This is a genomic window from Dietzia cercidiphylli (assembly GCF_014145145.1).
Lineage (GTDB): Bacteria > Actinomycetota > Actinomycetes > Mycobacteriales > Mycobacteriaceae > Dietzia > Dietzia natronolimnaea.
Genome location: NZ_JAALEA010000247.1, coordinates 1 through 13,942 on the forward strand (window position 1 = coordinate 1; position 13,942 = coordinate 13,942).

The 13,942-nt window shown below is 70.2% G+C and carries 13 protein-coding genes; 9 read left to right on the forward strand and 4 right to left on the reverse strand.

The window, feature by feature from the left end; genetic code table 11:
* Window positions 1-176: 176 nt before the first annotated feature.
* The 3 genes from G6028_RS09490 to ramB form a co-directional block, all read right to left on the reverse strand.
* Complete coding sequence (locus G6028_RS09490) at window positions 177-1,040, reverse strand: DUF559 domain-containing protein (RefSeq protein ID WP_194306934.1); 864 nt, start codon at window positions 1,038-1,040, stop codon at window positions 177-179.
* A 284-nt stretch (window positions 1,041-1,324) separates the two neighbouring features.
* Window positions 1,325-1,903, reverse strand: a complete 579-nt coding sequence (locus G6028_RS09495) for a carboxymuconolactone decarboxylase family protein (RefSeq protein ID WP_182658723.1) — start codon at window positions 1,901-1,903, stop codon at window positions 1,325-1,327.
* A 5-nt stretch (window positions 1,904-1,908) separates the two neighbouring features.
* The gene (ramB, locus tag G6028_RS09500; protein WP_182658724.1) at window positions 1,909-3,363 is read right to left on the reverse strand and encodes an acetate metabolism transcriptional regulator RamB; all 1,455 of its coding nucleotides are present in this window, start codon (window positions 3,361-3,363) and stop codon (window positions 1,909-1,911) included.
* A 193-nt stretch (window positions 3,364-3,556) separates the two neighbouring features.
* Between ramB and aceA the strand changes: the two genes are divergently transcribed.
* The 9 genes from aceA (at window position 3,557) to G6028_RS09545 (ending at window position 12,909) form a co-directional block, all read left to right on the forward strand.
* Window positions 3,557-4,846 carry an isocitrate lyase gene (gene aceA, locus G6028_RS09505; protein WP_182658725.1) on the forward strand — a complete coding sequence of 430 codons (1,290 nt, stop codon included), beginning with the start codon at window positions 3,557-3,559 and terminating at the stop codon, window positions 4,844-4,846.
* Window positions 4,847-5,007: 161 nt separating this feature from the next.
* The gene (locus tag G6028_RS09510; RefSeq protein WP_179523426.1) at window positions 5,008-5,928 is read left to right on the forward strand and encodes a 3-hydroxybutyryl-CoA dehydrogenase; all 921 of its coding nucleotides are present in this window, start codon (window positions 5,008-5,010) and stop codon (window positions 5,926-5,928) included.
* Window positions 5,929-5,933: 5 nt separating this feature from the next.
* On the forward strand, window positions 5,934-8,234 hold the full coding sequence (gene metE / locus G6028_RS09515; RefSeq protein WP_182658726.1) for a 5-methyltetrahydropteroyltriglutamate--homocysteine S-methyltransferase: 2,301 nt from the start codon (window positions 5,934-5,936) through the stop codon (window positions 8,232-8,234).
* A gap of 77 nt (window positions 8,235-8,311) precedes the next feature.
* Entirely contained in the window at window positions 8,312-8,620 is a 309-nt protein-coding gene (locus tag G6028_RS09520; RefSeq protein ID WP_179523424.1) for a hypothetical protein, read from the forward strand.
* Between the two features lie 89 nt (window positions 8,621-8,709).
* Window positions 8,710-9,918 carry a DUF445 domain-containing protein gene (locus tag G6028_RS09525; protein WP_182609723.1) on the forward strand — a complete coding sequence of 403 codons (1,209 nt, stop codon included), beginning with the start codon at window positions 8,710-8,712 and terminating at the stop codon, window positions 9,916-9,918.
* Window positions 9,919-10,078: 160 nt separating this feature from the next.
* A complete protein-coding gene (locus G6028_RS09530) occupies window positions 10,079-10,600 on the forward strand; it encodes a helix-turn-helix domain-containing protein (protein WP_187700505.1) in 522 nt (173 codons plus the stop codon).
* A gap of 79 nt (window positions 10,601-10,679) precedes the next feature.
* Window positions 10,680-11,723, forward strand: a complete 1,044-nt coding sequence (locus tag G6028_RS09535; protein WP_241730657.1) for a hypothetical protein — start codon at window positions 10,680-10,682, stop codon at window positions 11,721-11,723.
* A 197-nt stretch (window positions 11,724-11,920) separates the two neighbouring features.
* Complete coding sequence (locus G6028_RS09540; protein ID WP_182658727.1) at window positions 11,921-12,202, forward strand: DUF2516 family protein; 282 nt, start codon at window positions 11,921-11,923, stop codon at window positions 12,200-12,202.
* Entirely contained in the window at window positions 12,199-12,909 is a 711-nt protein-coding gene (locus G6028_RS09545) for a MerR family transcriptional regulator (RefSeq protein WP_182644847.1), read from the forward strand. The genes G6028_RS09540 and G6028_RS09545 overlap by 4 nt, the downstream gene beginning before the upstream one ends.
* Before the next feature lie 26 nt (window positions 12,910-12,935).
* Here G6028_RS09545 and purU read toward each other — a convergent pair whose 3' ends face one another.
* Window positions 12,936-13,802 carry a formyltetrahydrofolate deformylase gene (purU, locus tag G6028_RS09550; protein WP_182610499.1) on the reverse strand — a complete coding sequence of 289 codons (867 nt, stop codon included), beginning with the start codon at window positions 13,800-13,802 and terminating at the stop codon, window positions 12,936-12,938.
* Between the last annotated feature and the right edge of the window lie 140 nt (window positions 13,803-13,942).

The following is a 13,942-nucleotide window of genomic DNA, read 5'->3' on the forward strand; positions in this document are numbered from 1 at the left end:
GGGGTGTGAGCCCTCGGCGCCCGCTCGGCCCGCCCCTCCCGCCCGCGAGATGCGCGTCCTCTTCGTCCTGCGCGCCCGGAACGCTCGCACGCTGGGCGGTCGCGCCGGTGGAATGGACCACAGGGGCCGCGCAAGTCTGCCCGGCGCCGGGAGATCGGGGGCCGGGGCACCGAGGGTCAGGCGGCGAATCGGCAGGTGCGCTGGGCGTACGCCGCACGAACCTGCTGTAGCAAGTCGCCTCGTTGGTGGCGGAAGATCCTGTGGTCCACGACGATCACGATCCAGCCGGCGGCCTGGAGACGGTTCCTGCGGTACCGGTCCTTCGATTGCTGTTCCGGGTGCTCGTGGTGCGCGCCGTCGTACTCCACCGCGATCTTGTGAATGGGATCAGCGAGATCGAGGCGGTATCCGCCCACCTCGACCTGCGGCACGAACCCCGTGAAGCCAGCGTCTCGGAGGAACAACCTCGCTTCGGTCTCCTTGGGGGACTCACTGCGACGATCGGCGTCCGCGAGCACCCGTCGTGTTCGCGCGACGCCCCAGGCGCCGACCTGGCCGTCGACCACGTCGCGGAGCTCGCGCTCGGAGAACCCGTGCCGGTAGAAGTGCTCCACCGCGATGACTCCACCGAGGTGGTCGGTGAACCGGGCCAAGTCGAAGGCCGTCCATCGCCGACTCGTGACGGCGACGCCCCGCTTGTGCTCCACGGCCGAGGCGGGCAACCGGTATCGACGAATCCGCAGGCCCGAACGCGTTCTTCCGCTGGGGCCGACGCACAACTCCGGGATGGCGTCGTCAGGGGCGGCGATCCCGTGGAGGACCGCCGCCGACCATCCGGTGAGGACGCCGCTCGGGTACAGCCGCGAGTAGGCCACTGACAAGGTCTCGAAGCCGAGCGGAAGACCAGCCGGCAGCCAGAGTTCGTCCGCGATCTTGACGAACTCGCGCTCTCGTCGTCGACGGGGGAGGGCGGCGAGCTCGCTGCTGAGCCGGGCGGACGAGAGGACGGGGTGCTGTGGGCCCGGGTGGTGGCGCGTCATGCCGAGGATGATCCTCGGCGGGAACGAGGGGGTCCGGTGTTCACGCGGGGATTCCGGCCGCCCTGTGGAGGGGGGACGATTGTGGACGACCGGAGCGCACGGAGGACCCGGTGGGCTCCCGGAGGAGCCGATGGGCTGGTCGTCCGAACATGGGGACGACAGGTGCGCGGCGGGAATGGACCAGAGGGGGCGCGCACGTGGCGGATGGGCGAGCAGAGGGGGCGCGGAACTCGGAAGGGGGCGAGCAAAGGGGACGCGCAACCCGGAGGGGCTGGGCAGGTGGGTCAGCGGGGGCGGTCGGGCTGGATCCGCAGGGCCCGGAGGGACGTGGCCAGTCCGTCGTACTGCGCCACCAGCTGCACCAGACCCACCAGCTCCGCCTCGGTCAGGTGGGCCGCCACCTCCGCCCACGTGTCATCCGCGATGTCCTTGGTCCGCACCAGCTCGTCGACCGCGGTCAACACCGCGCGCAGCCGATCCGACCAGCCGTCGTCCGCGGGGTCGCGCAGGGTGCGGGTGATCTCGTCGTCGTTCAGCCCCACCCGCGCGCCGATCCGCTCGTGGTGGGCCCGCTCGTAGTCGCTGCCGCGCAGGTGGGCCACGCGCAGGATCACCAGCTCCGTGGTCCGGCGGTCGAGCACCCCGAACGGCATCATCATCCCCGAGTAGGCCAGCCACGCGGGGAAGAGCCGGCGCGCACGGCCGAGCGTGGCGAACAGATGGACGTCCTGGCTGCCGGTGACGCGGGCGCCCACGCGGTTGACGGCCCAGCCCACCGGACCGAGTTCACGGAACCCGCCGGGACGGATGCGGGGCCGGGCCGGGTCCCGGGGATGGCTGTCGGTGCTGTGCGGCTGGCTCATGGCCGTCAGGGTAGGGCAGGGGAGGCGGCCGGCGAGTGGGGTTCGTCGAGCAGATAGGGCGAGAGCGACGAGCGGTGCGCGTCCACCTTGAGGGTGCGGTTCAGCGGCGGGAAGGCACGTTGGGGACAGGCGGGCCGCTCGCACATGCGACACCCGGACCCGATCTTGGTGGCGGCGTCGGCGTCGGCGAGGTCGAGTCCCTGCGCGTAGACGGTGCGGTGGGCGTGCCGGGCCTCGCAGCCCAGACCGATCGCGAACGTCTTGCGGGGTTGCCCGAACCGCATGGGCCGGGTGGTGACGGTGCGCGAGACCCACAGGTGCAGACGCCCGTCCGGCAGCTCCGCGACCTGGCGCATGATCTTGCCCGGGAAGGAGAAGGTCTCGTAGACGTTCCACAGCGGGCACGTGCCACCCGAGGTGGTGAAGTGGACACCGGAGGCCGACTGCCGCTTGGACATGTTCCCCGCGCGGTCGACGCGCACGAAGCTGAAGGGCACCCCGGAGGCTCCCGGGCGCTGGAGTGTGGACAGGCGGTGGCACACGGTCTCGTAGCCCGTCGCGTAGAAGGTCATCAGGCGTTCCACGTCGTAGCGGAAGTCCTCGGCGGTGTCGAGGAAGCGCTGGTAGGGCATGAGCACGGCCGCGGCGAAGTAGTTGGCCAGCCCGCGCTGGGCCAGGGCGCCGGCGGCGGGGGAGCTGAAGGCCCCGTCGGCCACGAGCTGGTCGAGCAGCTCGCGGTGTTCGAGGAACGCGAGCTCGGAGGCCACCCGGAAGGCCTGCTGCCCTCCGGTCAGGTGCGCTGACAGGTCCAACCGGCGGTCCCGGGCGGAGAAGCGGTGCCACAACCCGTCGGGCAGGTCCACGCGGCGCACCACCCTGACGCCGTGGATCTCGGCGAGCCGGTTCTCCAGCTCGGCCCGGACGTCGCCGCGGTTCATGCGGATCCGGGTGGTGAGCTCCTCGGCCGCGGTGTCCAGGGAGTCGATGTAGTTCTGGCGTTGGTAGAAGTAGTCGCGCACCTCCTCGTGCGGCATGGCCAGCGCGAAGGTGTCCGCCTCGTCGGACAGGGCGTTGCGGCTCTCGGTGAGGGCCGCGAGGAGGTCCGCGGAGTTGCGGTACCGCTGGTTCAATACCGCGAAGGCGCGTGCCAGCGACGGGTGGGCACGGACCAGGTCGATCACGTCGCCCGCGGGGATCCCGGTGGACACCTGGGGGTCGGACAGGGCCTCGGTGAGCTCCGCGATCAACCGCGTGTCGGCGTCGGAGGCGAAGAAGGTCGAGTCGACCCCGTACTCCTCGGACAGTCGGGCCAGCACCCGGGAGGTGACCGGGCGCGTGTCCTTCTCGAGCTGGTTCAGGTAGCTGGCCGAGAGCCCGAGCGTCTCGGCGAAGGCGGCCTGGGTGAGACCGTGCTCCTCGCGCAGGCGGCGCAGGCGAGCACCCATGTGGATGGTGGTCATCAGCGGCTCCCGCGGGTCGGTGGTGTGCCCCACATTCTTCGCAAAGTTCGCAAGCAATGCAAGGAAACTCGCCAGATTCGCACAATTCCCAGGTAGACGGGCTGCGATGCGTGTGGCATCCTTTCCAGGTACAGGACGCCGCGCTCGCAATTGTGCGAAGCAGGGTCCGCCCCCGAGACAGAAAAGAGTCGCGATGTCGAACGTCGGCAAGGCACGTACCGCTGCAGAGATCCAGCAGGACTGGGACACCAACCCCCGCTGGAAGGGCATCACCCGCAACTACACCGCCGAGCAGGTGGCGGAGCTGCAGGGCACCGTCGTCGAGGAGCACACCCTCGCCCGCCGTGGCGCGGAGATCCTCTGGGACAAGGTCAACAACAAGGACTTCGTCAACTCCCTCGGCGCGCTGACCGGCAACCAGGCCGTCCAGCAGATCCGTGCCGGCCTCGAGGCCGTGTACCTCTCCGGCTGGCAGGTCGCCGGCGACGCCAACCTCTCGGGCCACACCTACCCGGACCAGTCGCTGTACCCGGCCAACTCGGTCCCGACCGTCGTGCGCCGCATCAACAACGCGCTGCTGCGCGCCGACGAGATCGCCCGCATCGAGGGTGACACCTCGGTGGAGAACTGGCTCGCCCCGATCGTCGCGGACGCCGAGGCCGGCTTCGGTGGCGCCCTCAACGCCTACGAGCTGCAGAAGGCCATGATCGCGGCCGGCGCCGCCGGTGTGCACTGGGAGGACCAGCTCGCGTCGGAGAAGAAGTGCGGCCACCTCGGTGGCAAGGTGCTCATCCCGACCAACCAGCACATCCGCACGCTGACCTCGGCCCGTCTCGCGGCCGACGTCGCGAACGTCCCGTCGGTCATCATCGCGCGCACCGACGCCGAGGCCGCCACGCTCATCACCTCCGATGTCGACGAGCGTGACCGCCCGTTCATCACCGGTGAGCGCACCGCCGAGGGCTTCTACAACGTCAAGAACGGCATCGAGCCCTGCATCGAGCGCGCCAAGGCCTACGCCCCGTACTCCGACCTCATCTGGATGGAGACCGGCACCCCGGACCTCGAGTACGCCAAGCAGTTCGCCGAGGCCGTCAAGTCCGAGTTCCCGGACCAGCTCCTGGCCTACAACTGCTCGCCCTCCTTCAACTGGAAGGCGAACCTGGACGACGACACGATCGCCAAGTTCCAGAAGGAGCTCGGCGCGATGGGCTTCAAGTTCCAGTTCATCACCCTGGCCGGCTTCCACTCGCTCAACTACGGCATGTTCGATCTGGCCTACGGCTACGCCCGCAACCAGATGACCTCGTTCGTCGAGCTGCAGGAGCGCGAGTTCAAGGCCGCCAAGGAGCGTGGCTTCACCGCCATCAAGCACCAGCGTGAGGTCGGTTCCGGTTACTTCGACCGCATCGCCACCACGGTCGACCCCAACACGTCCACCGCGGCGCTGAAGGGCTCCACCGAGGAGGGTCAGTTCCACTGACCTCCCGCGTCGCCCGCTCGTAGGGCGATACGCACAGTGGCGTGAACACACCGGGGGCCGCGGCCGTCTCCTCGAGGCGGCCCCGGCCCCCGCGTGTGTCTCACGCACTCCCGGGCCACGCCCGTGAGCGGTCCCCAGGTTCGAAGAAGGACGTGTCGCACATGCCCACCACCCGCGAGGTAGCCCCGGGACAGGGGTCGATCACCCGCGTGGGAGTGGTCGGTGCAGGCCAGATGGGGGCCGGGATCGCCGAGGTCTGCGCCCGCGCCCACGTCGACGTCCTGGTGTGGGAGTCCACCCGGGAACTCACCGCCGCGGGCCGGTCCCGCATCCTCTCCTCGCTCGACAGGGGCGTGTCCTCCGGGAAGATCACCCGGCGCGAGCGTGACCAGGCCGCCCTGCGCCTGCGGTTCACCACCGACCTCGGGGACTTCGCCGATCGACAGTTGGTGATCGAGGCGATCGTCGAGGACGAGGCGGCCAAGACGGCCGTGTTCCGTGAACTCGACGAGGTGGTCACCGATCCGGAGGCGGTCCTGGCCTCCAACACCTCCTCCATCCCGATCATGAAGCTCGGCGCGTGCACCGCGCGGCCCCGGCGCGTGATCGGCATGCACTTCTTCAACCCCGTCCCCGTGCTCCCGCTGGTCGAGCTGGTGAGCACGCTGGAGACGGGGGAGTCCGTCCGCGAGCGCGCCGAGGGGTTCGCCGAACAGGTCCTGGGCAAGCAGGTGGTCCACTCCGCGGACAGGTCCGGAGCCGTGGTCAACGCGCTCCTCGTGCCCTTCCTGCTCTCGGCCATCAGGATGGCCGAATCCGGCTTCGCCACCCCGGAGGACATCGACAAGGCCATGGTGCTGGGGTGCGCCCACCCGATGGGCCCGCTCTCCCTGGCCGACCTCGTTGGGCTGGACACGGTCAAGGCGATCGCGGACTCGATGTACACCGAGTTCCGCGAGCCGCTGTACGCCCCGCCACCCCTGCTGCTGCGCATGGTCGAGGCCGGACGGCTGGGGAAGAAGAGCGGCCACGGCTTCTATCGGTACGACGTCCCCCGCGCCGCCGCCCGAGCCGCCCGCTGACCGCCGTGACCCCGGAGCTCGAACGCTCGCACCTCGCTCTCAGCCGTGCGTCCAGCGTGCTGGGGTATCCGCGGATCGGCCCGCGCCGCGAGCTCACACGCGCGCTGGAGCGGTACTGGCACGGCGACGGCACCCGGTCCGAACTCCTCGCCGTGGGGCGCCGGATCCGGGAGTCGACCTGGCAGGAGCTCCGCGAGACCGGCATCACGCAGATCCCGGGACACACCTTCTCCTTCTACGACCACGTCCTGGACGACGCCCTGCTGATCGGCGCCGTCCCGCACCGCTTCCGGGACCTGGTCCGCGATCTGTCCCCGCTGGACACGCAGTTCGCGCTCGCCCGCGGCCGTGCCGACGTGGCGCCCCTGGAACTGGTCGCCCTGCAGGGCACCCCGTACCACTACCGCCAGCCCGAGTTCGAGGACTCCTCCGTCCTGGGCCTGCGACCGGCGGAGTTGCTGACGGAGGTCGCCCGCGCCCACGAGCTGGGGGTCGACATCCGGCCCGTGATCACCGGCCCGGTGTCGCTGTTGCTGCTGAGCAAGCCCGCACCCACCGCCGCCCCCGGCTTCCGGCCGATCGCGCTGCTCGACCGGGTGCTCGAGCAGTACGAGGCCCTGCTGGAGGCGCTGGCGGGGGCGGGCGTGACCTGCGTGCAGTTCGACGAACCCTGCATGACCATGGAGCGCACGCCGGCCGAGGTCGAGCAGGTCCGGCACGCCTACGACCGGCTGTCCGCGGTCCCCAGCCGCCCGCGGATCCTGGTGACGGGACAGTACGGGGACCTGGCCGGGGCGCTGCCCGCGCTCGCGTCCACGGGGATCGAGGCGATCGGTCTGGATCTGGTCCACGGCTACCGGCCCGCGGACGAACTCGCGGCGATCCCGGGACTGGCCGGAAAGCGGCTCTACGCCGGCGTGGTCGACGGCCAGAACGTCTGGCGCACGGACAAGTTCGAGGTCCTGGACTACCTGAGGCAGCTCAAGGCCACCTTCGCCGACCTGGTGGTCTCGACGTCCTGCACGCTGCTCCACGTGCCCTACGACGTCGGGGCCGAGGTGGACCTGCCCGCGGAACTCGAGGACGCGCTGGCCTTCGCGCGACAGAAGGTCGCCGAGGTGGTGTCACTGGCGGACGCGCTGGTGGACGGGCCCACGCCGCGCTGGCGGCCGCTGCCGGTGCGGCCCGGTGCGCGCCGGGAGGACGTGCGTGCCAGGACGGCGTCGGTGGACGACGACGACGAGGTCCGCATGCCCTACGCGGAGCGTGCGCCTCTGCAGGCGGAGCGTCTGGGGCTGCCGATCCTCCCCACCGCGACCCTCGGCTCGTTCCCGCAGACGGTACAGATCCGCCGGGCACGCCGGGACCTGGCCGACGGCCGGATCGACTACGAGCGCTACTGCGGTTACCTGCGGGAGGAGATCGCCTCGGTGATCCGGCTGCAGGAGGACATCGGCCTGGACGTCCTGGTCCACGGTGAGGTCGAGCGCAACGACATGGTGCAGTACTTCGCGGAACTGCTCGACGGGTTCGCCGCGACCCGGCACGGGTGGGTGCAGCACTACGGGTCCCGGTGTGTGCGCCCGCCCATCCTGTACGGGGACGTGGCCCGGCCCGCGCCCATGACGGTCGAGTGGACGGGGTACGCGCAGACCCTCACCGGCCGGCCGGTCAAGGGGATGGTGACCGGGCCGGTGACGATGCTCGCCCGGTCCTTCTGTCGGACGGACCTCGCGCTGCCCGAGGTGGCCACCCAGCTGGCGCTGGTGATCCGCGACGAGGTGGCGGACCTGGAGGAGGCTGGGCTGGCGATCGTCCAGATCGACGAGCCGGCCATCCGCGAGCTGCTGCCGCGGCGGGGCGCGGACAGGCGGGCCTATCTCGAGTGGGCGGTGGCGACGTTCCGCCTGGCGTCGGCGGGTGCCCGGCCGGACACCCAGATCCACACGCACCTGAGCTACTCGTCGCTCCAGGTCATGAAGGAGGCGATCGAGGGGCTCGACGCGGACGTGACCGCGATCGTCGCGACCCGGTCGATCGACTGGGTCCTCGACGCCCTCACCGACCACACCCTCACGCGGCAGGTGGCCCCGGGTGTGTACGAGTCTCGATCCGGCTTCGTCCCGGACATCGATCTGCTGCACGAGAGGCTGCTCGAGGCGGTGGCGGCGGTGGGGGTGGACCGCCTCTGGGCGGTCCCGGACGGCGGGCTCAAGACCCGCTACACCTGGCAGTTGGAGCCGAGTCTGCGCAACCTGGTCACCGCGGCGCGACGAATCCGCCGGGCGGTTGCCCGCGGGACCTGAGGTTCCAATAGAATCGGGTCAAGCAACTCCCGGGCCGCCGCGTCCGGGATCGGTAGTAGACGAAAGAGGACGACATCATGGCCGGTCAGACCCTCGAGCACACTGGTGCTGCCATCGTCGAGGAGTACTACCCGAAGTACGCGACCGAGGTGGCGCCCACCTACCCGCTGTACTCGACCGAGATCTACGCCGGTTCGGCCATCATGCTGCTGGCGATGAGCATGCTGGGTCTGCCCATCACGGCGCTCGCCTTCTACACCGACGACATGGACGTGTCCCTCGGTCTGGTCGTGGCCGCGGTCGTGGCCACCGTCGTCGTCTTCGTCATCGGCCTCGCGGTGTGCATGATCGGGTTCCGCAAGTACGGGCGCAAGGACGCACACTGACGCTCGACCCGGTCGCCGCGGCGGGCGGTTCCGCCCTGGTCGCGGGTGACCCGGCGACCGACGCGGAGCGCAGGGCTGCGCTCCGCCGCATGAAGCTGGTCGCGACAGGGTTCCTGGTCGTGGCCGGGATCATCTTCCTCTTCGCGGAGTATTCGCTGTCCAACGGCGCCGGGGCGTGGGCCGGGTACGTGCGCGCGGCGTCCGAGGCGGGGATGATCGGTGGCCTCGCGGACTGGTTCGCGGTCACCGCGCTGTTCCGTCACCCGCTGAGGATCCCCATCCCCCACACGGCGCTGATCCGCAAGAAGAAGGACCAGCTGGGGACCTCGCTGGGCACCTTCGTCGGCGAGAACTTCCTCGATCCCGAGATGGTCAGCGAGAAGGTCCGCAGCGCCCGGATCCCCGCGCGGGCGGGCGAGTGGCTCCAGGAGGAGGACCACCGTGCGATCGCCTCCGACCAGGCGGCCAAGGCGATCCGGTCTGTCCTGGCGGTCCTGCGAGACGAGGACGCCACGGCGATCATCGAGCGGACCATCGTCGCCCGGATCGCGGAGCCGAAGTGGGGACCGCCCGCGGGCCGGATCCTGGCCGAGCTCCTCGAGGAGGGCCGCCACCTGCCTCTCCTCGACCTCATGGCCGACCGCACCCACGGGTGGGTCGAGGCCAACCCGGAGACCATCGACCGCTGGGTCCGCGAGAAGGCGCCCACCTGGGCGCCGCAGTTCGTCAACGAGCTGCTCTCCGACCGCGCCTACCGCGAGCTCCGCGAGTGGACCTGGCAGATCAAGGTGGACAAGCAGCACGCGGTCCGCCTTGCCCTGATCGGGTTCGTCGAGGACTTCGCCCGCGACCTCCAGCAGGACCCGGCCACGATGGACAAGCTCGAGATCTTCAAGGCGGAGGTGATGAACCGCGAGGAGGTCCGTCGGGCGGCGGCCTCCGCCTGGACGGCGGCCAAGCGGATGATCGTCGAGGCCACCGAGGACTCCTCCTCGACCCTCCGGGTGAAGATCGACGACCTCCTGCGCCGGCTGGCCGATCTCCTGGTCGACGACGAGAAGGTCCGGGCGCGCCTCGACGACTACATGACCCGCACCGCGGCGTACGTGGCGGTGAACTACGCCGGCGAGGTGACCTCGATCATCGCCGATACCGTCGAGCGGTGGGACGCCGACGAGGCGTCCGAGAAGATCGAGCTGCTCGCCGGAAAGGACCTGCAGTTCATCCGGATCAACGGCACGCTCGTCGGCGCCCTCGTCGGCGTGATCATCCATCAGTTCACCCTGCTCGTCTTCTGACCTGCTCATTCGACCTGCCCGTTCGTTGACGCGGCCCCTGAGGCGGCCCGCCGCGAGCCTGTGACCCATCACACCGCTCCGACCGCTTGCTGCAGTTAGCACTCGTTGCTAGCGTTGTCCTCAGACGACGTGAGACGCACGGCGAGGGGAGGTGGACTCCATAGCCGAGAAACGTGGCCGGGAGACCGGCAGGAAGCCTGGGTCCACCGCCGCGCAGGCGGTCGAACCGACCGCTGCGACCCTCGCGCGGAGGGCCAAGCCGACCGGCGAGGTCCCCCGTCACGACGACGTCGCCCCACAGGGTGACGACGACAAGCGCATCTCCGAGTCGCAGGACATCGGGTCGTTCATCCGCGCCCAGCGGGAGGCCGCCGAGGTGTCCATCCGGCAGCTCGCCGAGCGTGCCGGCGTCTCCAATCCGTATCTGAGTCAGATCGAGCGTGGGCTGCGCAAGCCGTCCGCTGAGGTGCTGGGTCAGATCGCACGAGGTCTGAGGTTGTCCGCCGAGGTGCTCTACGCCCGCGCCGGGATCCTCGAACTGAAGGAGGGCAGTCCGGTGAGGGACGCCATCCTCACCGCGCCCGACCTCACCGAGCGTCAGAGGGAGGTGCTCGTGGAGATCTACGAGTCGTTCCGAACGAACAACGCGACCGCCGCCGAACAGGTCGTCGACGTGCACTGAGCCCGTCCGACGGCGGCCCCGTGGGGCCACGTCACATCCCACCCCGCAACACCTGCATGACAACGATCAAGGAGCCGACATGAGCCAGAAGAAGCCCGTTTCCAAGAAGACCCCCGCCCAGGCCGCCGCCGCGCAGGCCGAGTCGCAGGCCAACCCCAAGGACACCGCGCCGAGCGGCCCGCTCGGTCAGGCGCTGTCCGCCGTGCGCACCCCGGTCTACGCCTACGTCGGCGTGAACGACCTCGCGGTCCAGGCCGTGTCCGGGCTGGTCTCGGACCTCCGTCGTCGCGCGGAGGAGGCCGTCACCGACGCCCAGACCAAGGTGAACGAGCGCGTGACCGACGTGCAGAACCGGGTGACCGAGCGCGTGGCGGACGTGCAGAACCGCGTCACCGAGGTCCCCGATCGCGTGCAGGCGCTGCCGGCCGAGGTGGAGGAGCTGGTCAACCGGTTCCGCCCCGAGGAGCTGCGGAAGGTCGCCGACGCCTACGTCGAGGTCGCGGCCGGGATCTACGGTGGGCTCGCCGCCCGTGGCGAGGACGTGGTGTCCCGCCTGCGTGAGGAGAACCCGCAGCTCGAGGCCGGCCTGGCCCGCGTCAACGAGCAGGTCGCCCGCGCGGCCGGCGCAATGGAGGAGCAGGTCGAGCTGGGCGAGGACGCGCTCGGCACGGTCGCCCGCCAGACCCGGTCGATCGGCGTGAAGGCCGCGGGCCGCGTGTCCAAGGCCGCCCGTCAGGCCGCCGAGGAGGCCGGTACCGCCGCCGACAAGGCCGCCGACAAGGTCGAGGACGCCGCGTACGCCGCCTCGGACGAGGTCCAGAGCGGTGCCGCGAAGGTCGAGGCCCAGGCGGCCCAGGCCAAGAAGGCGACCGTGAAGAAGGCCCCGGCCAAGAAGGCTCCCGCGAAGAAGGCCCCGGCGAAGAAGGCCCCGGCCAAGAGCGCCGCGAAGTCGACCACCGCCTCCAAGTCGACCACCGCCTCCAAGTCGACCACGGCGTCGAAGTCGGCGTCGACCCCGGCGACCAAGTCGACCTCCGGGTCGGCGTCGGGCTCGACCTCGGGTTCGGGCTCGACCTCCGGTTCGGGCTCGGCCAGCACGCCGTCGTCGTCCTCGACGACCTAGTCCTCGTCGTCGACCGACAAGTCGTCCGACTCCGGCAGCAAGTGAGTCACCGCGGCTGAGGCCGCAGTCAGCCGCCCCCGGCCCGCTCTCCCCGAGCGGGCCGGGGGCGGCTCTCGTCACGGGGCCGTCGAACCCCCAACTCCACGCCGTGAACATCGATGGCCGGGGTGTCGGACGCGCCGACTACACTGGCGGCTGTGATTGATGCATTGCCCGGAACCTGGGGCCTCATCCAGTTGGCGATACAGGCGGCCCTCGTGGCGTGGGCGCTCGTCGGCCTGGTGTTGGCGGTCCTTCCTCCCGCGTCGGCGTACTCGATGGAGGGGAAGTGGCCCAAACCGGCCTGGATCGGTATCTGCGCCGGTGCCGCCCTCTTCTTCGCGATCCGGCCGTTCGGGATCCTCGGAATCGTGGCGATGGTGGCGGTCGGGGTGTTCTTCGCCGACGTCAAGCCTGCCGTCGGCGGCAGGCGCAGGTGAGTGCCAGGGGGTCCGCGCCGCTGCAGCGCATCGAGGAGCTGGCGGAGACCTCCGGCGCGACCGTTCGCAATATCCGCGTCTATCAGGAACGCGGGTTGCTCCAGCCGCCCATCCGACAGGGCCGGACCGCGCTCTACGGGCCGGATCACCGCAGTCGGCTCGACCTGATCCTGCGCCTGCTCAACCGGGGATACACCTTCGCCACGATCGAGGAGCTGCTCATCGCCGAGCGGCACGGGTTCACCCTCGCCGAGTTGCTCGAGGTCGAGAGCGTACGGGGCGAGCGCAGGCCCTCGGGGTCCCGACGGCGACTCACCCGGGCGGAGTCCCAGGCGGTCGCGTCATTCGACATGCCCGAGGAGTTGATCGACGTGGGGGAGTCCCTCGGTCTGATCACCGAACCGGGAGCAGCCGACCACTTCTTCTCCGACGTCTACATGGCCGATCTCCTGCGTGACCTGATCGTCCTCGGCGTGGACGAGGAGGGTATCGAGAAGATCGGCCGCCTGTTCATGGAGGGACAGAGCCGGGCGGCAGAGGCGTTCACCGTTCTGGTGGAGACAGTCCGCGGGGCGGGGATGGACCAGGCCGTATTCGAGAAGCGGGTCCGCTCGATTCTTCCCCGGGCCGGCGCGGCCGCCCGGTTGATCTTCCTGTCCGCCGCCGAGACCCTGCTCACCGAGCGCCACGGTTTCTCCCGCGGCTGAGCCTGCTCCTGTGGCCGGGCCTCGTCTCAGGTGAAGACGACGGTCCGGGCGTCGTGGACCAGGACGCGGTCCTCGAGGTGCCACCGCAGCCCGCGGGCCAGCACCAGCTTCTCGGCGTCGCGGCCCTGCCGGACCATGTCCTGCACTGTCGCCGCGTGGTCGACGCGGATGACGTCCTGCTCGATGATCGGTCCCTCGTCGAGGTCGGCGGTGACGTAGTGGCAGGTCGCCCCGATGAGCTTGACCCCCCGGATGTGCGCCTGGTGATAGGGGCGCGCCCCCACGAAGCTCGGCAGGAAGCTGTGATGGATGTTGAGGGCGCGACCGGCCCAGCGGGAGCACAGATCGTCCGGCAGGACCTGCATGAAGCGGGCCAGGACGATGGCGTGCGGGTCGATGTCGTCGACGATCGAGGACACCTCGGCGAACGCGGGGCCCCGCTCAGCCGGATCCGCCGGGAACGGCACGTGGTGGAAGGGGATGCCGTGCGCCTCGGTCATCCCCCGCAGGGTGTCGTGGTTGCCGATCACGGCGCGGATGCGGGCGGGGAAGTCCCCGCTGTCCACCCGGCCCATGAGATCGTGCAGGCAGTGTCCCTCCTTGGACACCAGGACGACGATGTCCTTCGGTTCGGTGGAGTCCGCGATGTTCCAGTCCGTCTCCGGGCCGAGCTCGGCGGCCACCCGGGAGAAGCGACGGCGCAGTTCGTCGAGGTCCATCCCGATCGACTCGGCGTCCACGGACTGCCGGGTGAAGAACCAGCGGGAGTTCTCGTCCGCGTGGTAGGCCGCCTCCACGATGGTGCCGCCGAGCTCGGCGAGGAACGTGGCGATGCGGGCGACGATGCCGATGCGGTCGGGGCAACCCAGCGTGAGGACGTAGCGGCGTGACATGAACGGTCATTGTGCCAGCAGGGGGTGTCGGGGAGCCCCGCTAGGAGACTGCTGAACAAGTGGCGTGGCTGGCCTGCGAGGTTGGGGTGGCACTGAAATGATGTGCCTCATGCAGGGTGAGTCGGATCGGCAGCGGGAAC